The organism is Shewanella aestuarii (assembly GCF_011765625.1).
GTDB lineage: Bacteria > Pseudomonadota > Gammaproteobacteria > Enterobacterales > Shewanellaceae > Shewanella > Shewanella aestuarii_A.
Window position 1 is genome coordinate 1,105,494 of the sequence record NZ_CP050313.1, and the last position, 23,532, is coordinate 1,129,025.

General features: G+C 40.4%; 25 protein-coding genes. 11 read left to right on the top strand and 14 right to left on the bottom strand.

Annotated elements, in window-relative coordinates; genetic code table 11:
* Window positions 1-87: 87 nt before the first annotated feature.
* From HBH39_RS05085 to pseB, 11 genes are all read right to left on the bottom strand, one after another.
* Window positions 88-1,263 (bottom strand): acyl-CoA reductase, encoded by a 1,176-nt coding sequence (locus HBH39_RS05085; protein ID WP_167676187.1) that lies wholly within the window; start codon window positions 1,261-1,263, stop codon window positions 88-90.
* Complete coding sequence (locus HBH39_RS05090) at window positions 1,260-2,333, bottom strand: acyl-protein synthetase (protein WP_167676189.1); 1,074 nt, start codon at window positions 2,331-2,333, stop codon at window positions 1,260-1,262. Before HBH39_RS05090 ends, HBH39_RS05085 begins: the two co-directional genes overlap by 4 nt.
* The gene (locus HBH39_RS05095; protein WP_167676191.1) at window positions 2,323-3,735 is read right to left on the bottom strand and encodes an AMP-binding protein; all 1,413 of its coding nucleotides are present in this window, start codon (window positions 3,733-3,735) and stop codon (window positions 2,323-2,325) included. Before HBH39_RS05095 ends, HBH39_RS05090 begins: the two co-directional genes overlap by 11 nt.
* An 81-nt stretch (window positions 3,736-3,816) precedes the next feature.
* A complete protein-coding gene (locus HBH39_RS05100) occupies window positions 3,817-4,053 on the bottom strand; it encodes an acyl carrier protein (protein WP_167676193.1) in 237 nt (78 codons plus the stop codon).
* A gap of 14 nt (window positions 4,054-4,067) precedes the next feature.
* Window positions 4,068-4,814 (bottom strand): SDR family NAD(P)-dependent oxidoreductase, encoded by a 747-nt coding sequence (locus tag HBH39_RS05105; RefSeq protein WP_208764184.1) that lies wholly within the window; start codon window positions 4,812-4,814, stop codon window positions 4,068-4,070.
* 2 nt (window positions 4,815-4,816) lie between these two features.
* Entirely contained in the window at window positions 4,817-5,374 is a 558-nt protein-coding gene (gene pseH, locus HBH39_RS05110) for a UDP-4-amino-4,6-dideoxy-N-acetyl-beta-L-altrosamine N-acetyltransferase (RefSeq protein WP_167676195.1), read from the bottom strand.
* Window positions 5,371-6,450 (bottom strand): pseudaminic acid synthase, encoded by a 1,080-nt coding sequence (gene pseI / locus HBH39_RS05115; protein WP_167676197.1) that lies wholly within the window; start codon window positions 6,448-6,450, stop codon window positions 5,371-5,373. Before pseI ends, pseH begins: the two co-directional genes overlap by 4 nt.
* Window positions 6,443-7,537, bottom strand: coding sequence for a UDP-2,4-diacetamido-2,4,6-trideoxy-beta-L-altropyranose hydrolase (gene pseG, locus HBH39_RS05120; protein WP_167676199.1), 1,095 nt, complete (start codon window positions 7,535-7,537; stop codon window positions 6,443-6,445). The genes pseI and pseG overlap by 8 nt, the downstream gene beginning before the upstream one ends.
* Window positions 7,534-8,238 (bottom strand): pseudaminic acid cytidylyltransferase, encoded by a 705-nt coding sequence (gene pseF / locus HBH39_RS05125; protein ID WP_167676201.1) that lies wholly within the window; start codon window positions 8,236-8,238, stop codon window positions 7,534-7,536. Before pseF ends, pseG begins: the two co-directional genes overlap by 4 nt.
* Entirely contained in the window at window positions 8,235-9,383 is a 1,149-nt protein-coding gene (gene pseC / locus HBH39_RS05130; RefSeq protein WP_167676203.1) for a UDP-4-amino-4,6-dideoxy-N-acetyl-beta-L-altrosamine transaminase, read from the bottom strand. The genes pseF and pseC overlap by 4 nt, the downstream gene beginning before the upstream one ends.
* Window positions 9,380-10,375 carry a UDP-N-acetylglucosamine 4,6-dehydratase (inverting) gene (pseB, locus tag HBH39_RS05135; RefSeq protein WP_167676205.1) on the bottom strand — a complete coding sequence of 332 codons (996 nt, stop codon included), beginning with the start codon at window positions 10,373-10,375 and terminating at the stop codon, window positions 9,380-9,382. The genes pseC and pseB overlap by 4 nt, the downstream gene beginning before the upstream one ends.
* Window positions 10,376-10,827: 452 nt before the next feature.
* Here pseB and HBH39_RS05140 point away from each other — a divergent pair, with 452 nt between their 5' ends.
* The 3 genes from HBH39_RS05140 to HBH39_RS05150 all read left to right on the top strand — a co-directional run bounded on the left by HBH39_RS05140 (window position 10,828) and on the right by HBH39_RS05150 (window position 14,533).
* Window positions 10,828-13,305: a 6-hydroxymethylpterin diphosphokinase MptE-like protein gene (locus tag HBH39_RS05140; protein WP_167676207.1), complete on the top strand. Its 2,478-nt coding sequence runs from the start codon at window positions 10,828-10,830 to the stop codon at window positions 13,303-13,305.
* A gap of 158 nt (window positions 13,306-13,463) precedes the next feature.
* A complete protein-coding gene (locus tag HBH39_RS05145) occupies window positions 13,464-13,943 on the top strand; it encodes a DUF2947 domain-containing protein (protein WP_167676209.1) in 480 nt (159 codons plus the stop codon).
* Between the two features lie 29 nt (window positions 13,944-13,972).
* A complete protein-coding gene (locus HBH39_RS05150) occupies window positions 13,973-14,533 on the top strand; it encodes a chalcone isomerase family protein (protein ID WP_167676211.1) in 561 nt (186 codons plus the stop codon).
* Window positions 14,534-14,627: 94 nt separating this feature from the next.
* Here HBH39_RS05150 and HBH39_RS05155 read toward each other — a convergent pair whose 3' ends face one another.
* The 3 genes from HBH39_RS05155 to flgA all read right to left on the bottom strand — a co-directional run bounded on the left by HBH39_RS05155 (window position 14,628) and on the right by flgA (window position 16,302).
* Window positions 14,628-15,053 carry a flagella synthesis protein FlgN gene (locus tag HBH39_RS05155; RefSeq protein WP_167676213.1) on the bottom strand — a complete coding sequence of 142 codons (426 nt, stop codon included), beginning with the start codon at window positions 15,051-15,053 and terminating at the stop codon, window positions 14,628-14,630.
* Window positions 15,054-15,196: 143 nt separating this feature from the next.
* A complete protein-coding gene (gene flgM / locus HBH39_RS05160) occupies window positions 15,197-15,523 on the bottom strand; it encodes a flagellar biosynthesis anti-sigma factor FlgM (RefSeq protein WP_167676215.1) in 327 nt (108 codons plus the stop codon).
* A gap of 71 nt (window positions 15,524-15,594) precedes the next feature.
* The gene (gene flgA / locus HBH39_RS05165) at window positions 15,595-16,302 is read right to left on the bottom strand and encodes a flagellar basal body P-ring formation chaperone FlgA (protein WP_167679974.1); all 708 of its coding nucleotides are present in this window, start codon (window positions 16,300-16,302) and stop codon (window positions 15,595-15,597) included.
* A 324-nt stretch (window positions 16,303-16,626) separates the two neighbouring features.
* Between flgA and HBH39_RS05170 the strand changes: the two genes are divergently transcribed.
* The 8 genes from HBH39_RS05170 to flgG all read left to right on the top strand — a co-directional run bounded on the left by HBH39_RS05170 (window position 16,627) and on the right by flgG (window position 23,531).
* Window positions 16,627-17,547 carry a chemotaxis protein CheV gene (locus tag HBH39_RS05170; RefSeq protein WP_167676217.1) on the top strand — a complete coding sequence of 307 codons (921 nt, stop codon included), beginning with the start codon at window positions 16,627-16,629 and terminating at the stop codon, window positions 17,545-17,547.
* A gap of 184 nt (window positions 17,548-17,731) precedes the next feature.
* On the top strand, window positions 17,732-18,571 hold the full coding sequence (locus tag HBH39_RS05175) for a CheR family methyltransferase (protein ID WP_167676219.1): 840 nt from the start codon (window positions 17,732-17,734) through the stop codon (window positions 18,569-18,571).
* A gap of 136 nt (window positions 18,572-18,707) precedes the next feature.
* Window positions 18,708-19,106 (top strand): flagellar basal body rod protein FlgB, encoded by a 399-nt coding sequence (flgB, locus tag HBH39_RS05180; protein ID WP_167676221.1) that lies wholly within the window; start codon window positions 18,708-18,710, stop codon window positions 19,104-19,106.
* A 2-nt stretch (window positions 19,107-19,108) separates the two neighbouring features.
* On the top strand, window positions 19,109-19,525 hold the full coding sequence (gene flgC, locus HBH39_RS05185) for a flagellar basal body rod protein FlgC (RefSeq protein ID WP_167676223.1): 417 nt from the start codon (window positions 19,109-19,111) through the stop codon (window positions 19,523-19,525).
* A gap of 24 nt (window positions 19,526-19,549) precedes the next feature.
* On the top strand, window positions 19,550-20,335 hold the full coding sequence (gene flgD, locus HBH39_RS05190; protein ID WP_167676225.1) for a flagellar hook assembly protein FlgD: 786 nt from the start codon (window positions 19,550-19,552) through the stop codon (window positions 20,333-20,335).
* Between the two features lie 59 nt (window positions 20,336-20,394).
* Window positions 20,395-21,759 carry a flagellar hook protein FlgE gene (flgE, locus tag HBH39_RS05195; protein ID WP_167676227.1) on the top strand — a complete coding sequence of 455 codons (1,365 nt, stop codon included), beginning with the start codon at window positions 20,395-20,397 and terminating at the stop codon, window positions 21,757-21,759.
* A 228-nt stretch (window positions 21,760-21,987) separates the two neighbouring features.
* Entirely contained in the window at window positions 21,988-22,731 is a 744-nt protein-coding gene (gene flgF / locus HBH39_RS05200) for a flagellar basal-body rod protein FlgF (protein ID WP_167676229.1), read from the top strand.
* Window positions 22,732-22,742: 11 nt separating this feature from the next.
* Window positions 22,743-23,531 (top strand): flagellar basal-body rod protein FlgG, encoded by a 789-nt coding sequence (gene flgG / locus HBH39_RS05205; RefSeq protein WP_167676231.1) that lies wholly within the window; start codon window positions 22,743-22,745, stop codon window positions 23,529-23,531.
* Window position 23,532 lies beyond the last annotated feature (1 nt).

Genomic DNA, 23,532 nt, shown 5'->3' on the forward strand with positions numbered 1-23,532 from the left:
GTATTAATCTACGTATTCCGATTAGAGCATTCAATAAAGCAATAAATGTACCAGTAATTCTATGATTAATGGGTACCTAGGGAGGCATTAACTTTCACACCGGACGGTACGTGAAAAGCTATTAACTAAATTTAAGCCATCCCATATTTCGTCAAAATTAATGCCTTGGCCAACGTGCACTAGCCTATCGACACCGGTTAGCACTGATTGTTGCCATTGGCTTATTTTACTTTGCTCAAAACCCCAGTGGCTGACCGTTTGGTGGTATGGCATTAGCATAGGTGTTAGGTCATTCAAATTGGTTAAATCTAATTCGATAAATAACCCATTGCCCTGATGATATTGCAACTGGGTTGCGGTTAGCTTATTTGCCTGAATGCGCACCAAGCTACCACTCTGAACCATGACGGTTAAGCTTGCATCTTTGATCATCAAGAGTTGTGCATTAGCCAGTGCTGTATAGTGCTCACTTGCCGACATGCTGTGTAAGGTGTCGACTTTGGTGGTAATTGCTGGCCACAATATTTGCTTTGCTTGCTGTATTTGTTCAGTTTCACCAATCCAAATAATGGCTTTAGCTGAAGTACAAGCTTGCTGTGAGAAGGTGATTTGATCCTTAACAAAGTTTTGCACTAGCTTTTCAAGTTGATTTTTATCTGCGTTAACTACAGCTTGAGCATCTAGCACGCATAGCGAGTATTTATGACTAAAGGTGAATTCTCTTGCATGCGCTGGGATGGCGATCGCTCGCTGAGCTTGGATTGATTGCTCGCCTCCCCATAATACTCTTGCATCAACCTTCTTTAGTAGGGATAACAATTCTGGGGATTGATAATCACACTTAACTAACTGCATTCTTGCATTTTGTTGCGGGTATTGAGTTGCCAGCGAGTTAATTTTATCAATTAAGATTTCAGTACTGCCTCCGGTTCGATTAGACAGCCTGATGACGTTTATATTGCCGCAAAGTAAGCTGATGATACTGGAATAAGCAAATAAGCTATCAACGTTTGCGGGAGAGGAGTGAAACACCAGCCCTAATGGACGCAGTAGATTATGTTTTGATTGATGATTTTTCTTGATGGTCAGGATATTGGCTTTTCTGAGCCAAAAGCCCAGTGCGACCAGATCAGGATAGCGCTTCACCTCAGAATCACTCAGTATCGTTTGTCCAAGAGTTTGGCAATAGCCAATGTCCTCGTCGGCGAAGCTGTGATTAACTTTAGGCAGCGTGGCCGTTGGATTTAAGATCTCCCACCTCATGATGCTTGTCCTGTTTCGAAGGTGTCACTACAACCTCGAGCCTCAGCCTGAGGTAATCTTCCTAATATTTTAAAATATTTGCCTTTTTTTCCGCAGCGACAATCATCTTCACCGATAATTATCCCTCTGTCTTCAGTTAATAGGCTATGGCCAGGGTAGCTTTTGGGTAACGTCGATAATAGTTGAACCACGCCAGGCTGGTTAAAGTCAGCCACTTGCCAGTTATTTGGCTGCCTAATGATGATATCGGCATAGCTAGGGCAGTGGAGGTAGCCTTGTTCACACTCGACAAAAATAGCGCCAACTTGTTCCACCATGCCATAAAAGTTGTGCACTTTACTGATACCACAGGTTTGCTTTGCGGTTTGCTTGAAGGTTTGATTATCAACGGCTTGATCAATTAATTTTTTCCAGCCACCACTGTGAATAAGCGTCGCTTGGGGGAGATTTATGGTTTTTTTGTGACTAATGAGTTGTTGAATAAAATGCTGCCAAACCATAAAGGTAAAGCCAAAAACTAATATCGGACCATCGGCAAATTTTGTACAAAAGGCTTCTAAGGATGGCCAGTTAATACTCATGTCATCATTTAGTGCATAACAGTGATTTCTGCCCATAAAGGCAAGCCCTTGAATACCAGCCCCTCTAGCACTGAAATTAGCGCGATCTTTTACCACTGAGGGGTGATCAATAATTAGCATGGGTAAGCGGGCTTTTCCTAACCATTGCTGCATAATTTTGACGAGAATTTTGGACTGCACCGCAGCAGTTTGGTTATCTAACATAATACGAGAAGGCGTGCCGGTGGTTCCGCTTGAATATAATGTTTTAAAAACCTGCTCATCAGTGATGGATTTAAGCCCGATTTGCTTAAATAATCTGACTGATAAATAGGGCAATGCTTGGGTGTTTGCTACCGGCAACGACAAGTTCGGCCATTGAGTTTGAATTAAACGTGCATAGTCTGAACAATGTTGTTGATGGTGTTTCGTTAACGCAGATAACTCTTGTTGAAGTAATGGCTGTTTTTGCTCTTTTTTAATTGAATACGGTTCAAGTTCAAACAGCATTATTTTGCTCCTTAATCAGCTTGAGTTTTCGATAATCAGGCTTCCCATTACTAAGGCGTGGAATTGTATCAAGTTGAATGATGCTAAATAAACTTGGGTGCAATTTATATTGTTGGCTGAAAAATTGTTTGATGGTTTCTATGGCTAAATGATGAGGAATCGCCACCATGAGTTGGTCATCTTCGCCAAAGCAATAGCAATGCTGGCCTGTATACTGAAGTAACACTTGTTCAAGATGATCAAGACTGAAACGTTTACCCTGAATTTTTAAAATTCGGTTAAGCCGGCCGGTAATTTTAATTAACCCTTTTGAGGTTATTTCGGCTATATCACCGGTTTTCAATTCCGTTATTACTTGCTGTGAACTTAAGTCACTGGGGCTGCTGGCATACCCCAACATGACATTAGGGCCTTGATAGCAAAGCTGGCCTTCAACGTCAGGGGCCGTGATAGCTTCATCGGTATTGATATCCCGTAAAATCAGTTTGCCGTTCGGTATGGCAATACCAATACAATCACTATGTTCAGGTAAATATTGAGGCGGCAGGTAGGCTATTCTGGCGCTCGCTTCTGTTTGGCCATACATCACATAAAAAGCCCGTCCTGATGATTGCGTGATGTGATGGAAATGCATGACTAAATCGGCACTCAATTTGCCGCCTGCTTGGGTTAAATATTTTAGGGCCGGTAAATCCATTGTGTCTATTCGTAACCGTTTTAGCATCTGATAACTAAAGGGCACGCCTGCTAGTGACGTGACCTTATGTTGGCTCATTAACTGCCAAAACGTTTTGCTTATTAAGCTTTCGGTGGTTAAAACAAAACATGCGCCAATAACAAGGTGGGTATTCAATAGTGATAAGCCATAGCTGTAGCTAAGCGGTAAGCTTGCAATGCCCGTATCGGTATTTGTCATGGGTAAGTATTGGCAAATTGACTGAGCATTACTAAAAAGATTGTTTTCACTTAGCATAATAGATTTAGCGGCACCGGTTGAGCCTGAGGTGCTAAGAAGAATGGCTAAATCTGAGCGAGTATCGATGGGCCTATCAGTTAATTTAATGTAGTTAGCTTCACCTGTGATTAACCAATTCGCGCCTAAGTTAATGGACTGCTGTTGGGCGATTTGTTCATCGAGTTGAGGATCAATCAGCAGCAAAGGTATTTTGGCTTTTAAGCAAGCTAAGTAAGTAACAACATGCCAAATTGTTGCGGAAAATTGTAAACCGATAACGCCTTTATTGTTAATGAGTTGCTTAAGCCAAGCAACTCTGTCATCAATTTGTTCTAGCAGTTGCTGATAGTTGAGTGATTGATGGTTATCTATCAATGCCATGGCTTCAGGTGTGCCCTGCGCATGCTGTTCAATGATTTGATAAAAATGACTCGATGTGTTGTTCACTTTGCTATCTGGGCTCACTGTTTAGAGTGCATGCTTAATGCATCTCATTAAAATTGGCTAAACTATTGTTAACTCGTTAGCTTATTGCTGGATTAGATATTTATTAATAATTTCATCAGCTTTAGCAACTGAACTCATATCAATAATGTCATCAGTATCCAGCATGACGTCAAATTTATCTTCTATTTCTGCAATAAGGATCATATGAGCGGTAGAGTCCCATTCGGGAATGGTGCCATAGGCTAGATCAGGGGTTACCTTTTTAATGTCAATTGCTAGCGCGCTAGCAAAAAGCTCAAGTAGTTGAGGGTGATTCATATAAACTCCAAAGGTTAAATTAACATGCCGCCATCAACGCCAATCACTTGACCAGTGATATATTTGGACATATCAGATGCTAAAAATAAGGCGGTATTGGCTACGTCTTCAGGCTGACCGGCATATCCCATAGCAATACTGTTAATGCGCTGTTGATACTTATCTTCACTGATATTTCGTGTCATGTCGGTGTCGATGAAACCGGGGGCGATAGCGTTCACTCGTATGTGTTTATCAGCGAGCTCTTTCGCTAAAGATTTTGTAATGCCATTCACAGCAGCTTTACTGCCACTGTAGGCAATATGTCCTTCGCTACCGACACCGCCCATAATCGAAGACATGTTGATAATGGAAGCATGCGTGCTCTTTTGCATTAGTCTACTGGCATATTGGCAGCAATAAATAATGCTATAGGCATTAGTGGCAAATTGTTGTTCAGTTTGCTTACTGTCAATCATACGCAGTAGGGAACTGGATAAAATACCGGCATTATTAACCAGAACATCCAGTCTTTTAGTTAATGAGAACAAGCTTTTAAAGCCATTTTTTACAGCGTCAGAATTGCTGACGTCAAAAGGGATAATGTGGCATTCAGTTTGATATTCGTCAGTAATAGTTTGTTTGAGCTTTTCCAGTCGTTCAACGTTGGTGCCATTGAGGTATAACGTTGCGCCGTGAGATGCAAAAAGTTCGGCAATTGCTTTGCCAATACCACGACTACTACCGGTAATAAGAATATGTTTATCTTGTAGTAGTTTCATTATTAATACCTTATATATCTCGCAATTGGCTTTTTAGCTATCTCGTAGTCATCTTTTAGTAGTTTTACCAGCATTAAACCGTCAGCTTTTGTATCGTATTGATGGTATCCACAGGTTTGATGAAAACGCATAGATGATTGATTAGTTTCGTAAATCTTACCCCATAAAACGTTTAATGAAAGCTGCTGAAAAGCAAAGTCGTTCAGGGCAAATGCTAAACAAAAAGGCACGATATTATTGCGATATTTTTCAGGGTAGATGTATAACCCTGGCTCCGCCGATGAGCTGTCGTAACAAATATGCATTAATGAAGCAACACCGATGGGCTCATCTTTAAAATAAGCAACCCAGTAAGCACGAGAAGTATCACCCTGTAAACCATCAAACCACGTTTGTTGCTGTTCGGCAGTAATGTGGCTTTTGTCGAGCATAAGCTCGGCAATCTTTGGATCATTACGCCACTGTCGAACGGTTTCAATCATATCTTGCGATAATGGCGATAGGGTAATGCCATAAGCCGTATAGCTTGGTGGCCAGTTTGAATTCATGTTTGACGTCATATTAATTCCCAACTCATTGCGGTGCCGGCTTTGACATCTTGGTTAATTTTTTTACCTAATAATAGCGGTAGGTATTTTGGCGCTAAGCCTAAACCAGGCCGAACTGAACGCAGGTTATGGGTATTCAGAGTGTCGCCTGCTTGCAGATCTTGGCTGATATATAATGATCGACGGTAGCGCCTTGAGTCTAGCTCTTTAGGCGTGCAGCCGTAGCGTACTTTACCTAATGCCACTTGAGCTCGCTGGGTTTCTGCAACTAGCATTCTGAATTCGCTTGGTTCTAACGAAAACTCGCTATCAACACCACCAATGCTGCGGTCAAGAACAAAATGTTTTTCAATGACGCAGGCTCCTAAAGCGACTGCTGCAACAGAGACACCAATGCCTGTGGTGTGATCGGACAAGCCCACTTGACAGTCAAATAATTGGGCTAAGTGTGGGATAGTCAATAAATTTGCATCCACCGGTGAGGCGGGATAATGGCTAGTGCATTTAAGCAAAATAAGCTGGTTACAACCATTGGCTTTAAGAACGTCTACCGACTCTGCAAGCTCATCAATGCTTGCCATTCCTGTTGACATGATTACCAGTTTCCCCGTTTTGGCCACCGCTGCTAAAATGGCATGGTCGGTGTTTTCAAATGAGGCGACTTTGTAGCAGGGCACATCTAATTGCTCTAAAAAGTTGACTGCAGTTAAATCAAACGGTGTACTGAAGGCAATAAGGCCTAATGACTTGGCGTAATCAAATAGTGGTTTATGCCACTCCCATGGTGTCATTGCTTCGCCATAAAGTTGATAAAGGCTTTTGCCTTGCCAAAGGTTATCGTCTTCTGAAATTAAAAACTCGTTCTCAGCCACATCTAGGGTAATGGTATCGGGGGTATAAGTTTGCAGCTTTATTGCTTGCACACCAGTTTCGGCAGCAGCTTTGATCATTTGCATCGCTGTATCAAGCGATTGATTATGATTACCTGAAAGTTCTGCAATAATAAAAGGCTGTTGCCCTGCGCCAATTTTAATTCCGTCTATGGTTATTTCATCGGTGTGAGTAACATCAAGATTATTTCTATGCATGTAGCTGAGTTCCTATCAGATTTTTTATCTCGCGTACTATTGACGTTATGCCTGCATTTTTAGGAATTATTTTAGCGGCTTCTTGTCTCATTGATGCAAGTAATTCAGGGGATTGGAGTAATTTATTTAGTTCAGTGGCAATGTGTTGTGAGGTTAACTTTTCACTTGTTCCCAGCCAGGCACATGCGCCCAAAGTTGCTAAATATTGTGTGGTTGCAATTTGATTGTCGGCCACTGTTACCACTAGAGCGGGTAATTGCATGACACATCGTTCCCAGTGGGTTGAACCGCCAGCGCCTATGGCTAAAAATGCATTAGCCATTAAGCTTGCCATATAGTCACATTGAATATGCCAATTGATCTGCTGATAATGACCAAACTCTTTTTGTAGTGAGTCAATCCAAGGGTTCGCAGCCCCAAGAACCACATCAATTTGCGTCTGTTTAGGTAACGTGACTTGGAGCGAAAATAGTGCCTCTAGGACGGTGTAAGTAACATTTTGGCTGTCACCGCCGCCTAAAAATACCAAAATGTTAGAGCGGGTTTGCTGCCGATGGGCTTGATAAAACTCAGGCCGTAGCAAGGCAAATTCAGGCCCTAATAACTGCAGGCATGATGGCTTGACAAGATGTTGGTATCGTTGCGTAAACTTTGGTAATAAATTGCAGTCAATTAGTATGTCGCAGTCATGTACACGGTTGGCTAAATCGTCAATAACAATAATATGACGACAACGGGAACGCAGTGCTGAGCTGTAGGTTTTGCTTAATTGATAGTGGTCGATAATCAGTAAATCAATGGGCTGATTAATTACCGCTAATGAAGCTTGAGCGTCAAGTGACTCAGTGTGCTCAGCAAAGTGAGGTAATAAGTTTGTTGTGAAGCCTTCATTGGCAATGACTGTCGCCATATTGCCGGGTAAGTCTTGGCAAATAAATTGACACTGCACGACAGGGTTATCTTCTGATAATTGTGTGTTTTGAATTGGTGTGTAGGCTGCTGTAAGCGCATGAGCTAAACACAAGCAGCGAGATACATGCCCTGATCCGATTGTGCTACTGGCATCTACCCTGAAGACGATATTCATATTTTTCCTTGGCTTGTGAGCACTTGGTACAGAACTTCTGCACGCTGCCAATCATCAATGGTATCGATATCTGCAACAAGATAGGAGGGTAATACTTCCATTTGAGACTTTGGGCCAAATACGGTTGTTGAATCATCTGAAAAAGCACTGACTTTACCCCAGTAAAATTGCCCTGCATCGTGATATGTCTTGGGTAAATCTTGAGAGCGTTTACTAATACTTACAGGGTCAAACACCGTCACTGTGCCATCATGATTTTGTAACAAGGCCCGTTGGATCGGAAATGTAAACTCACAAGCGGAAAAGACATAATCTAACTCAGGATTATTCAATAATGTGTGTTTGGCATTGATTAATGATGAAGCTTGCATCAAAGGGGTAGTGGCATAAATGCAGCAACAATAATCGAGTATCCATCCCTGTTTTTGTATTTCAGCAAGCGCATGTTTGATAACTGCTGTTGTGCCAGTAAAGTCATCTGCTAGCGTTGCAGGACGCATAAAAGGAACCTCTGCACCATATTGTCTAGCGATATTGGCAATGGCCTCACAATCGGTTGACACAATGACTTTATCAAAGCATTGGCTGTTTATTGCTGTTTCAATGGCATAAGCAATCATAGGCTTAGCATTAAACGGTTTAATGTTTTTATGGGGGATGCGCTTACTGCCACCGCGCGCGGGAATGATTGCGACATTCATTCAAGCAATCCCTTCAATGTGGCACAAATATATTCAAGTTGTGCAGTGGTTAATTCAGGATATAAAGGCAGGGTTAAGATCTGCTCATAAAATTGCTCAGCTTGTTTAAAATCGCCAGCTTTAAAACCTAGGTTAAGGTAGTAAGGTTGTAAGTGAACGGGAAAATAATGCACATGAACCTGAATACCAGCGGCTCTCATTGCATCAAAAATCATTCGTCTTTTTGATGCATTACCTAGCCTAATGATGTGTAAATGCCTAGCTGAGTAGCTATCAGACAGTGGGCTAACATGTTCAATGGCTAGGCCATTTAAGCATGAGTGATATGCTTGTGCTAGCCGGTTTCGCTGGGCGACAAATTCATCCACACGAACTAATTGACTCAAACCTAATGCGGCATTGAGATCAGTCATTCGATAGTTCATGCCTAATTGGTGTTGCTCGTAATACCAGTCACCTTCATTTGATCGGAGCATTTTCTCAGGTTGTTTTGTGATGCCATGGCTACGTAGTAGCCTCATACTGTCAGCCAAATTTTGATCATTAGTTGTAGCCATGCCGCCTTCGGCACTAGTGATAATTTTGACAGGATGGAAGCTGAAAATAGTGATATCGCTGTATTGGCATTGGCCGATAGGTGTTTGCTGGTATTGGCCTCCGATAGCATGGGAGGCATCTTCAATAATATGAATATTATACGGCGTTAATAGCTGGTTTATGGCTTGCATATCACAGCTGTGGCCCGCCATGTGAACAGGGATAACAACTTTAGGTAATTGCCCCTCTTTAAGAGCTATTTTTAACTTTTGTGCTAATGCTTTTGGACACATATTACCCGTGATGGGGTCAATATCGACAAAATCTATTTTTGCGCCACAGTAAAGGGCACAATTTGCTGAAGCGACAAAGGTGATCGGGCTTGTCCAGACGATGTCACCCTCGCCAATATTGAGTGCTAAACAGGCAATATGCAGTGCTGATGTGGCACTATTGACAGCAACTGCATGTACTGCGCCAACATACTGCGATATTGCTTGCTCAAATTCAGGTACCTTAGGGCCTTGAGTGAGGTAATCTGATTTGAGGACATTAATCACCGCGTCAATATCGGTTTGGTTAATATCCTGTTTACCATAGGGGATCATGCTAATGAATCCAGTTTGGTGATTTCGTCTACGGTTAAAAAGTGGCTGTTGTTGCCTGAATGATACTCAAATCCTTCAGGTACTAGCTTACCTTTCTCTTTGAGAGCATTGATATAATAGTTCATTTCTTTACCGAAGAATTTAATACTGGGAGTGATAACAAAGTGATCATCAAATTCAATGGTGTGATGAGAGTCATCGCCTGGGCACATGATTTCATGCATTTTTTCACCAGGGCGGATACCCACGATTTCATGTTCAAGGCCACTACCGTAAGCCGATGCTAAATCAGTAATTTTAATCGAGGGAATTTTAGGAACAAAAATCTCACCACCTTGCATACGCTCGAAGTTTTTTAAAACAAAGTCGACCCCTTCTTGCAGGGTGATCCAAAAGCGTGTCATATCCGGATGGGTTATAGGTAACGAGGTGGCACCATCAGCAATTAACTTTTTGAAATAAGGCACAACAGAGCCACGAGAACCGACAACATTGCCATATCTGACGGCAGAAAAACGAGTTTGGCCTGTGCCAACGACATTGTTTGCTGCTGTAAATAACTTATCAGAGGCTAATTTAGTTGCACCGTACAAATTAATAGGATTCGCGGCTTTATCTGTCGAAAGGGCGATCACTTTTTGAACATTGTTAACGATTGCAGCCTTGATAACATTTTCAGCCCCATGGATATTCGTTTTAATGCATTCCATCGGGTTATATTCTGCAGCAGGTACCTGTTTCATTGCTGCAGCATGAATAACAAAATCGACATCTTTAAAGGCTTGCTTTAAACGATCACTGTCTCTGACATCACCAATAAAGTAGCGCATGCAGCTTTGATCAAATCGTTGTTGCATTTCATACTGTTTTAACTCGTCTCGAGAGAAGATAATAATCCGTTTGGGCTTATAGCGTTGCAATAGAGTTTGGGTATATTTATGCCCAAAGGAGCCTGTGCCTCCGGTAATGAGAATTGACTTATTATTAAACATAATTTCTCCTGCGCAAATGGCGCGTAACTCTATTAGTAAAAACGCGTTTAAATTGTGATAGTTATAGGCTTATTGTCACAACCTTTGCCATAGTTCCATATATTACCTAAAGTATCAAAGCAAAAAACAGACCAGAAGCTAGTATTGTGCGACTTTGACATTTGTTATGAAAAACAAAAAAATATTATTGAAGAGAGTATAAATCATCCATGTTAAAATGATTTATTTTTAATAGTTATAAATCATATGGTTACTCTTCTTCTTTATAAGAGTAGAGTATTCTTTTTGTTTTACAAAAGTATATTTTATTTTATGAGAAACTGGTTCATTTTTTGCTTAATAAGATGTAAGAAGAGCTAAAAATGCTCGATTTTATATGAAATAACTTTTTTTTGACGCAGCCAGCGAGTGTCGTTTTTTTATCATGGTTGTGGCTAAATACAGGGAAAACAATGAATACCTTAATTAATCCTGCTTTAAAAACCGTTAAATTGAGTCGTTTTAATGAGCATTATTTTCCTGCTATCAATCAGTATCAATTTGAAAAGTTAGATTCTACCTCCCTTTTTAAACAGCGATTTCAAGAGTTCGAATTAACTAATACTTTACATATTGTCATTGGCTTAGACTCTGGCTTATTGGCAAATTATGTAATGGAAATGGAGTTACCCAAAGGAAGTAAGTTCATCTTTGTTGAACTTGAAGAGGTGACACAAGTATTGAATATCGATATTCCTGAGCGTCAACAGCATGATATTTTTATCTGTAACTTTGATGAGTTAGCCACCCTACTAGAAAGCCCTATATTACAAATCTATTTTCAGCAATTCTATTGTCGTGTTAGTCATTCTTTAGGAGCCGCAGCGGGGCATTTAGAGGGCTATCTAGGCTTAAAAAGCATGATCCAGACAACATTGAAAGTAGCATCGATGAAATTGACTAATATATTGTCAATTCAAAAATTCATGACCAAGCAGTTAGATAATGCCGCCGATAATCAAGTGCCTGCGATATCGATATTGTCAGAATATAACTTTTCTGCAATGACTTGTATTGTCGTAGCTGGAGGCCCCTCGGTTGATGGCCAAATTGAGTGGATAAAATTAAATCAAAAGCAATTGTTTATTATTGCTATTTCTCGTGTGGCAGGAAAATTGGAAGCGGCGGGGATTATTCCGCATATAGTGATGACGATCGATCCATTGCCGCTAAGTCTCAGTGTCAGCCGGGGATTATTGCCACTTTCAGATCGAACCCTACTTGTTAATGCTTATCATGCGGCTTCTGAAATTGTCGGCCAATGGGCGGGGGTGAAGTGTTATTTAGGACAACAGTTACCATGGAGTAATGAGCAAAACTTTATCAGTGATGGGCCTACTGTAACCAATACCGCCATCAATATCGCTATCGCATTGCAATTCAAGCACATTTTGTTAAGTGGTGTGGACTTGTGTTTTTCCCCGGATGGTCACACACATGCAAAAGGGAGCTTAGAGTCTGAAATTAACCCGGCGATTCTTGGTCATATTGGACAATGGGTTGAAACCAATGATGGCCAATTAGCGGAAACAACGATTCAAATGTATACCGCATTAGAAGTGATGCAATCTAAAATAGCAGAAACCGACGGTGTGGAGTTTATCAATCTTGCGGCACAAGCCGCAAAAGTTGACAAGGTAAAATGTCAAGACGCAAAAAATGTGATTCTGGGTGAGCAAGTCATCAGTAGTGAAGCATTTTTTGCACAAGTGAAGCAAAAGTTTTCAGCTTTTAATACCAAACAGCAGTTACAAAATACACGCAATGAAATAAATGCTTTTAAAGATAAGCTACTAAAAGTAGAAAAGTTAGTTGAGCAAGCGTTACCTTTGTGTGCACAGTTAGATTTGTTGAAAAGCGACCTAAAACAATCAGCCAAGTTAAATAAGCAACTATCCAGAATTGAACTAAAAATTAACAACAGTGACAGTGGGTTAATTAAATTAATCAAAACATTTGGTTATCTTCAATTTATGAGCTTTTTATCAGTACAGCAAATTGGCTCATTGACTCCAGAACAAAAAATTGCACAGACCTATGCGTATTATAAAAGTTTTAATGCCGCGGTTAGTCAACTATTGAAGGTAGTTACAGCTTCTTTAAGTAAAGTTAATTGTCGACTAAAAGAACTTGACGTAGATGTTCCTCTTAGCGAATTAGCAAACAGTTGGCGAGAGGATAAGCAAACCGGGCGTGTTTTGATTTGGCTGCAAAACCATAAAAACGCACAGAATACTCGTATTGCAAATTCAGAGTTAGTCGAAGAATTAGTAAAAGAATATACCTTAAGTACCACAACATCAGATAAGCCCTATGAAAGCTATATCAAGGCGAGATCAAACTTAAAGCCAGTTAGAACCAAAATTGAGCTTTTAAAAAATGAAAAGCATTTAGCCGGTATTTCTCAGATGGTGCGTAGTTTGACTCATTACGAAAATCAAAACGAAGAGGCATCTGCGCTATATTGGTTTGCATTGAGTGTGAAATATGAGCTTGAAGGTGATTTGGTGAATGCAAAGCAGGCCATTCTTAATATCCCTCAAGAACAGAGAGGTATAAGTGAATTAAAACAACTGATTAGTACCGCTTTACACTCTAATGATTTAGATACTGCCATACTTGGTTTTGAAGAGATATCGCATTTTACTGATGCGCATACTGTTAAACATGCACAAGTCTTGAAATTAATGGGTAAGGTGCAGGAGTCAGTGAATCTATATTTAGATTACCTGGAAAAATACCCTGAAGATGTAGTTACTTGGGTTAGTTTAGGTGTTTATATGTTTGATATTAAACAATATGACGCAGCTAAAACAGCCTTTGTTAATGCATTAAATGTCGAACCTGAAAATGAGTTAGCTAAGCAATACATGCACAAACTAACTGCATAAAACTCATATTTAGCGTTAATTCTGAAGGCTCAACCCATGATTTTTGTGGGTTGACTTGTGGAATGAGCTTACACGGATTACAAGTCGTTTCAAAGATGAAGTAAACACTTTATAATCTCTCCTTTATCTTAGTGCTAATCCCTTTGAAGGAGTGATTCTTGTCAATTTCTTATATTCCTCTTGAGTCCTACAAGCGTAAATGGATCTTTAATCATAAAGATCTCCCCGTGAGTGAAGACGATAAATCCTTGATTAAGCCTCTTAGTGAGAAGAGTTCAATGGAGGTGTGGAATAAATGGATTAGTAACAAAAGTAGTCGTGCAGAACAATTTGCGAAAGGTGATTGGCCTGCTAAGCAAGATGCTTGGTCAGCAACTGAGCATTGGCAATCGGCATGGGACTCAAATGATAACTCCTTACCTGAAGCGGTAATTGAGTATATCCAATGGCCTGATGATGCAAAAGTGTATTTTTGCTATGAAAAATATCAGGTCATTGAAACACGATGGGATGTATTTGTTTGCAATTGGAAATGCTTTTTGTTTTTTGATGATGGTCCATTATTAATTTCTCCAAATCAAAAACAAGCGCTTATGTTTGAGCAAAATGGACAGTACAAGTTAGGCGTTAGGGGCTAACGCTTTATTTCCACATATAGAAGAGCATTATGAAGATTTTATCCGTTTTAAGTTTAACCGCTGCACTTATCTTATCACCCATAGTTAATGCAAAATCAGTTTCAGGAATAGAGTTGAGTGAGTCATTGAATATGGCTGAGCACACTTTAATCTTAAATGGTGCAGGTGTGCGTAGTAAGTTTTTCATGGACTTGTATGTAGGTAGTTTGTATTTGCCACATCATCAAACTGCGTTATCTGATGTGATTGAACAGCCTGTAGCGGTTATCCGTTTGAATATCACTTCAGGAATGATCACCTCTGATAAAATGATTGAAGCGATTAATGAAGGCTTTGATGCGGCAACCAATGGCAAGCCTCAAGCGCTAAAAGCTGAAATTGATCAGTTTATGGCGTTATTTAGTGCAGAAATTAAAAAAGGTGATCAGTTTACTTTTGTGTTAACTAAAGACCAAGGTGTGATTAGTTTAAAAAATCAACAACAGCAGGGTGAAGTTGCAGGTGAAGCATTTCGACAAGCCTTACTTAACATTTGGTTAGGTGATAAACCTGCTCAAAAGAGTTTAAAGAAGGCAATGCTGGGTAATTAACCTGAACTGGCTATAATCGCTACGTTTTTAGAAGCTATTTATACAGAAAACGGCACTTTAAAAAGTGCCGTTTTTATTGGTAATACAGTTAAGGTTATGCTTTAAAGTCATTGCCTAATGTTGAAATGGTCGAAGTTTTACCTTTATCGTTATAGGTCAAACTGGAAGCGTTTCGACTCACCTGTAATGCTTGGGATAATCGATTCATACTTGCAATATTTAGTTCAATTAAGTTGGCATTTTGCTGATTTAATGATTTACATTCCGCTAAAATTAGTTTGGAATCTGCCACTTTTTCAATCAATGTGGGTTCACTGGTCAGTAATGCTTTGTCTGGGTGTTTTGCCAGAGTATCGTCATTTTGCTTTAAATTGATTAGATATTGCTGCTTGTCTTGAGCCAGCTTTAATAAGGCATCGGCATCTTGATCGAGTAAAGCTTGCTTTTCTGCGGATATGATTGTCTTCAGCGAGGTTAAAATACCTTGCTGATGGGAAAGTAGTGTGGCTATGTCTGTCATACATTACTCATATTTTTGATACATTTGTCTGTGACGCCATTCGGGCGACAAGCGATTATTTATCTAATTAGGCATCAATTTGCACTAAGATAAATTCAACAAGACAGTGTAAAAAGTCGAATAAGTAAGACAGGTTTTACACTTTAGTCTTGGTTAAATTTGAGTCCGCTTAATTGTGCTTCAAAGTTTGCAATATTAGCTGCAAGTTTTTCTGGGTCGACTTTATAACGGCCTTCAGAAATTGCCAATTTAATTTCAGCCACTTTCTTTTGGTCGACTTCAGGTAAGTTAGCCATTTTTGCCTGCGTACTTTGTAATTCTTGCGCTTGTGAGGTAATACTCACCGAGTCAGCTTTTACCGCAGCAGTTTTGGGTGCCGCTTGAGTTGTGCCTGCAGCTGATTTACTGTCGCGAGACGTTTGTATTGGCGTGCTCGTTGCAGATTTTAGCTTGTTAATGTCAATTGCCATGTTAGGCTCCAGCGTTAATTTCGGTTTTCCAAACAGGGTATCGGCCACAAGGGAAAAAACTTTAGTTTATTTTACATTCTAACTTCAACTTCGCCAATGCCAATTACCGTTGCTTCTAATTGTTTGTTTGAATTTATATTTTTGACGCTGATAGATTCGCCAATATTGCCATCGCGTAGGGCCTCACCTAAGGTTTTTATCTGCAAATGTTCAGTTTTGGCATAAATGGATACCGCATCGCCCTTACATACAAAACATAATTGGTTACCAAGAATTGGGGAGCTTTTAGCAATACGTCTTTTGGATCTTGTTCCAATGACAGCATTTGTGTCAGAAAAATATTGCCCCCGTAAACTGTATTGATCTATGTAGTCAATTTGTATTTGTTCCTCTGAAATGAGGGTGCCGGGAGCAATGACTTCGGCAGCTACGGCAACAGGATAAAGAATTTCAACTCGTACAGAGATGTAAATCAGCCAAGGATAGTCATAATCGGGGGTGTTACAACTGACTTTAACCGTGTTGTTGCGGGCAATTTCTCGGTCACTGGCTAACGTTACTGATAACGGTTCAAAACAACGCGGAGGAACTAATCTTCCTTCAAGGTTTTGTGGGGTAATCATTAACTTAGCATTATTGTCTAGCTGAATTTTTTTTCGAATTACATCTTCAGCCATTTGGGTAATGGTCGATATAGCTGGAACAGAAGATACTTCATTGGCATAGGACGCTAATGAATTAAACAATAAATAGCCAAAACATAAATAAATTACTTTCATCATGGGGATACTAGCTTGTTTTGTGAGATTGCACCTATACTAAATTTCATCATGAGTGTTAATTAAGCTGAATCAAGTGACAATAAAATGACTAGTTTGATGAAACAATCACACTGATCACGGTTGTTGTTATGGTTAAGCAAATAATATGCCTACAAATATGATCAATTGGGGTTGCGGCATTGATAGAGACAACACAAGTAAGTGTAACACACTAAACCATAGGGCTTACTGAGTGGTTTATTCACTTAAAGATGTATTCAGATAGGTAAAACAAGCTATTATCTATTTAGTTCAAAAATTTAATAACAAAAAGGCAGTGTTATGTCGAGTATAATGGAATCCGTTAACAAACGTACGCAACTCGTTGGCCAAAATCGTTTAGAGCTGTTGTTATTTAAGCTTAATGGGCGTCAAAGGTACGGGATTAACGTTTTTAAAGTTAAGGAAGTACTTCAATGTCCTCCATTAACTTCGCTTCCTAAGCTTAATCCTTTTGTAAAAGGCGTTGCGCATATCCGAGGTGCGACCATTTCTGTGATTGATTTGAGTGCAGCTACAGGCGGAAAACCTATCACCTCAACAGAAAACTGTTTTGTTATCATCTCGGAATATAACCGCAGTGTGCAGGGGTTCTTAGTCAGTTCAGTCGAACGTATTATTAATATGAATTGGTCTGATATTATGCCTCCGCCTCAAGGTGCAGGGCGTTATTCATACCTTACTGCGGTGACAGAAATTGAAGGTGAGTTAGTTGAAATTTTAGATGTTGAGAAAATTCTCGATGAAATATCACCAGTAAAGACAGCCATTAGCGAAGAAGTCGACAAGCAGCTAACCATTGACAGAGAACAGCATTATCACATCATGGTTATTGATGATTCTGCGGTGGCACGTAAGCAAATTATTCGTTCACTTGAGTCTTTAAGCTTACAAATCGATACGGCAAAAGATGGCAAAGAAGCACTGGATAAATTAAAAGCTATTGCCAGTGAAATGAATGATGTATCGCATGAAATTCCATTGATTATTTCAGATATTGAAATGCCAGAAATGGATGGTTACACCTTAACAGCGGAAATTCGCGATGATCCAAAGTTAAAAAATATTAAAGTGGTATTGCATACCTCATTGAGTGGTGTTTTCAATCAAGCTATGGTGCAAAAAGTGGGTGCTAATGACTTTATCGCTAAGTTTAACCCAGATGAATTAGCTGCTGCGGTTAACAAGCATTTAAGTTTGTAATTGATTGATAGTCAGTCCTGCTCAAGTTGTTGAGTAATGTGTAATAATGGCAATTTAGATAGTTAGATTTGATAAAAATTAAAGTCAGTTTGTGGAAGTTAAATCATGAGTTCAAAGACTTTAGCGTAAATCATATCGTTGTCATAATTTTAGTGAGCAAGGATAAGCTCGATTTGTTTAGGATGTGAATGTGACCAATAAATCACTCGCAGAATCAGAATATAATCAGTTTAGGTTGTTTTTAGAACAACATAGCGGCATCGTATTGGGTGAAAATAAGCAATACCTAGTAAGAAGTCGTCTAGCACCTCTTATGGGGAAATATAATCTCCCCTCTCTGTCAGACGTTGTTAAACATTCAATGAGACCTACTGAGCGTCAATTGCGCTCAGAAGTCATCGATGCTATGACCACCAACGAAACCTTATGGTTTCGTGACAAATACCCATTCGATTTACTGCAAAATGCATTGTTACCCGAGTATTCAAAGTTAGGGCGCCCCTTACGCATTTGGTCTGCGGCTTGTTCCTCTGGGCAGGAGCCTTATTCTCTTGCCATGACCGTGATGGAGTATCAGCAGCGTAGACCGGGTGCATTACCCGGAGGTGTAGCAATTCAAGCAACTGATTTATCACCATCGATGCTTGAGCGTTGTAAAAATGCTGAGTATGACAATTTAGCCTTAGCCCGAGGTTTATCTGATGAGCGTAAGCGTCAGTTTTTTGATGCTTTGCCCAATGGCAATATGAAAGTGAAAGATAATGTTAAGCGATTGGTTAACTTTCGGGCCCATAATTTACTTGAAAGCTATTCGTTGCTGGGGAAATACGACATTATTTTTTGTCGTAATGTGTTGATTTATTTTGCACCGGAGGCAAAAGCAAAAATTTTGCGGCAATTTGCTGCCGCTTTAAATCCTCAGGGGATATTATTTCTTGGGGCTTCAGAGTCAATTGCCGGTTTGACGGACGAGTTTAATATGGTTCGGTGTAATCCTGGCATCTATTATCAAAAGAAAACCTAATCTAACTAACCGAAAAGCATACGGTAATTGGATTGTATGCTTTATTTTTTGCATCTATTCCTTCTAACTCCCTTTTTCGAAAATATTGGCATACCCTTTGCTACATATCTATCAGATAGCTGATGGAGGCAATTTTATGGCGATTAACTTTGATAATGCACTTGGGGTACATCAATACTCTTTAGGTGTAAGGGCCCAGCGAGCCGAAGTTTTATCAAGCAACATTGCAAATGCTAATACCCCAGGGTACAAAGCTCGCGATGTTGATTTTGCTTCTGCTATGTCAGCTGCTCGTTCACATCAAAAAGGCTTATCGATGAGTCAAACCACTGAAAAGCATTTTGATTTAACCGCTCTTAATCAGCAGCATGTTAAATATCGTGTAGTTAATCAACCTGATACAGGTGATGGCAACACTGTTGATATGCAGCAGGAACAAACCGCTTTTATGCAAAACGCACTTGAGTACCAAATGTCTCTAGGTTTTTTGGAAGGCAAATTTAGTGGTATGCGTAAAGCGTTAACAGGTAATTAATTATGAGCTTATTTAATATTTTCAATGTATCAGGATCAGGTATGAGCGCCCAGTCGGTGCGCTTGAATACCACCGCCAGTAATATTGCTAATGCTGATTCCGTTTCCAGTAGCGTTGATAAAACTTATCGTGCACGTCATCCAATATTTGAAGCTGAACTTGCCAATGCGAGTCATCAGCAAAGTGCGGGTCAGAAAGTGAACGTACGTGGGATTGTTGAAAGTGATAAGCCATTAATTAAAGAATACTCTCCTGATCACCCAATGGCTGATACCGATGGCTTTATTTATAAGCCTAATGTGAATGTGATGGAAGAAATGGCCGATATGATTTCAGCTTCACGTTCTTATCAAATGAATGTTCAAGTGGCGGATGCAACAAAATCAATGTTGCAACAGACACTTAGAATGGGTAAATAGCATGATTTTTTTTGGAGGTAATATATGAGCCTCGTAAATCCTTATAGTCAGTCTTTGCCTCAACAGACGTCAAGTGTGTCTAGCACAGGTACAGTGAGTAAAAATACTGTGCAATCGAATGCGACTGCAACATCAACAGGCAATCCCTTTTTAGACAGCATTAGATTGCCAAGTGTGCCTGAAACGCCTGAGCCTAAAGATCAAATGTTAAAGCAAGAAGACTTCTTTGCTTTGCTCAGTCAGCAGTTATCGATGCAAGATCCATTTAAACCTGTAGATAATGATCAAATGATTGCCCAAATGGCATCGTTTTCAACGGTAGATGGCATTGCCAATCTGAATGCCGAGATTTTAAATCTCAATAGCGTGATGAGTTCAAGTCAAGCATTGCAGGCATCAGGACTTGTTGGCCGTAAAGTGTTGATTCCATCTGACACTGGTGCCATCACACCTGAAAGCTCTGAAATAAAAGGTGTGGTTAGTACTCCTGAAAAAATCGATACCATTACGATTCGCATTGAAGATGAATCTGGTCAGTTAATAAAAACCTTTGATATTGATGGCAGTGCTGGCGGTAACGTCGATGTTGCTTGGGATGGTCTTGATAAGAATGGCGAACCTGTCGCAGAGGGTAGTTATTCAATCAAAGCCAGCGGTAAAGTGGATGGTCAGTCGCAAGATCTTCCCGTATCGACTTACGCTCATGTTACCAGTGTCTCCTTGGGTACGGCAGCAACGGGTGCAATTTTAAACTTACGCGGTATTGGCGGCATTAAATTGTCAGATGTACTTGCAGTGTCTGAAACCTAATATAGCAGTTTAGTGCCATAAAATTGTCACTAATATTATCGAAAAATTCGAGGTGAAATATGTCATTTAATATCGCATTGAGTGGTATCGCAGCAGCGCAAAAAGATCTCAATACCACAGCAAATAACATTGCTAACGTAAATACCATTGGCTTTAAAGAGTCCCGTGCCGAATTTGCTGACGTTTATGCAAATTCGATTTTCTCAAACAGCAAAACAGCTGTTGGGGGCGGGGTGACTACCACACAAGTTGCGCAGCAATTTCACCAAGGTAGCTTACAATTTACCAGCAACTCTTTAGACATGGCGATCAGTGGCGGTGGTTTTTTTGTTACTTCATCTGAACTAGGCACTCGTGACCAATCTTACACTAGAGCTGGCGCATTTAAAGTTGATCAAAGCAACTATATGGTTGATTCCGCTGGTAATTACTTGCAGGGCTTTCCGGTTGATAAAGATGGTAACTCGACTTCAGTTAGTTTAACCACCACACAGCCAATTAAAATTCCTGATACCGCAGGTAACCCTGTTATGTCGTCTAATGTGGGCTTGCAGATGAACTTAAATGTAGGCGAGAAAGCATTAGATCCCGCTAATTTTGATCACGAAGACCCAGCAACCTTTAATAATTCGACTTCTGTGACGATTTACGATTCATTAGGTAAACCGCATATTATGACCACCTATTTTATCAAACCAGAAGAAGGTTCATATACTGGAGAAAGCAACTGGGTTGCATTTTATGCTATCGATGATAAACCAGTCGACTTAGCAGGCCCTGCTGGAGAATATAATTTTGATAGCGATGGAGATGGTAACCCAGACCCTACTACTAGAAGCGCTGTAAATGCAGATGGATGGAAAGGTGCAGTAATTAAGTTCAATGATGTTGGTGCTTATACGGGTACTGATCCCGCGATAATAACAACAGAAGAGCTTGGTGTTAATGGCGCTGGAGTATTAGATCCAGGTACTGATGGTACTCAAACTATTACCATTAACTTCAATAATCCAACTCAGTATGCTTCACCATTTGAAGTGACCGAGTTAACTCAAGACGGTACCACAGTTGGTCGATTGACCAATGTCGGCATTGGCGCTGATGGTCTGGTAACGGCAAGTTACAGTAATGGTTCAACCGTGCCTTTATCACGAGTCGCCCTAGTTCGATTTGCCAATGAACAAGGTTTAACGCAGGTAGGCAATACTGCATGGAAAGAGAGCCTTGATTCTGGTCCGGCTTTAGCGGGTGAAGCTAATAGCGGTACTTTTGGTAGCATTCGTTCATCGGCATTAGAACAGTCAAATGTTGATTTAACCACCGAATTAGTGGATTTGATTTCAGCACAGCGTAACTTCCAAGCAAACTCGCGTACCCTTGAAGTGAACAATACTCTTAACCAAACGGTATTACAGATCCGTTAATCGTTGATACATCACTTATAAGCGTTGCCGTTATCGGCAACGCTTTGCCTTTGTATAGTTTTGCGGTATTTATTTCGTTATTTTTTGACACTCTCCAGTTATCTCTTATTTCTTTTATTTCCCTTACCATCAATAAAACAATAACTTAAAAGTAATTCGTTTTATTGGCATGCCAATTGCTTTGTCTAAGTAATATCGTTGTTTAAAGGTTTTTTGACGGAGCGGCAAATGGACAAATTTATGTATGTTGCGATGAGTGGTGCTAAGCAAGGCATGAATGCTTTGGCAGTACGCGCAAACAACTTAGCCAATGCCAATACCGATGGGTTTAAGTCTGATATGACCCAAGCTCGCTCAATGCAAGCATTTGGTGAAGGCTTACCTACTCGTGTGTTTTCTATGATAGAAAGCCCGGGCACTAATTTTAGCAACGGGCCATTAAAAGCTACTGGTCGAGATTTGGATATTGCCATTAAAGGCGATGGCTGGATAGCGGTACAAGCCCAAGATGGTTCAGAAGCTTATACCCGAGCTGGTAGTTTGAAATTTGACAGCACAGGTTTATTAGTTAATAGCCGCAATACGCCTGTTATGGGCGATGCTGGGCCTATCGTGTTGCCACTACCTATCGCTGGGGTGCATATTTCAGAAGACGGCATTATTTCAGTACGCCCACAAGGTGCAACCGCTGAAGTGATCGAAGAAGTGGCACGAATAAAGTTTGTTAATCCGGGTAACGATCAAATGATGCGTGGAGAAGATGGCTTATTCAGACAAATGTCAGGCCAGCCTGCGGCAAAAGATCCTGATGTGCGTGTCGAAAGCGGTGCGATTGAAGGGAGTAACGTCAATCCTGTGCATGAAATGGTCGCCATGATCGATATTCAACGTCAGTACGAAATGCAAGTCAAGATGATGAAAAATGCCGAAGAGGCTGATCGCTCGTCATCATCATTATTAAGAATTAGTTAGGAGTAATTATTATGCATCCAGCTCTGTGGATTAGTAAAACGGGTTTAGACGCCCAACAAACAGATATTGCGGTTATTTCTAACAACGTTGCTAACGCCAGTACCGTCGGATACAAAAAAAGCCGCGCTGTGTTTGAAGACTTGCTATATCAAACAATTAACCAAGCTGGTGGTATTAGTGCCGATAACTCTAAATTGCCAAACGGTTTAAACCTTGGCGCAGGTACTAAAGTGGTTGCCACCCAAAAGATGTTTACCCAAGGCAACATGCTCACTACTGACAATGCATTGGATTTAATGATCGAAGGCCCAGGCTTTTTTGAAGTGCAAATGCCAGATGGGACACCTGCTTATACTCGTAATGGCCAGTTTAGCTTAGATGACACGGGGCAAATCGTCACACCGGGCTCAGGTTATGTTCTGCAACCGCCAATTACGATCCCTGATAATGCCACTAGTATTACTGTATCAGCCGAAGGCGAAGTGTCAGTCAAAACGGCTGATGCGGCTGAAAACCAAGTGATAGGCCAGTTAACCATGACAGATTTTATTAATCCATCAGGGTTAGATCCACTCGGTCAAAATTTATATACCGAAACCGGTGCTAGCGGCACGCCAATTCAAGGCACAGCATCGTTAGATGGAATGGGGGCTATTCGTCAAGGCGCGTTAGAAACCTCTAATGTGAACGTGACAGAAGAGTTAGTTAATCTAATTCAAAGTCAACGGATCTATGAGATGAACTCCAAAGTGATTTCAGCGGTTGATCAAATGCTGTCTTATGTGAATCAAAATCTTTAGG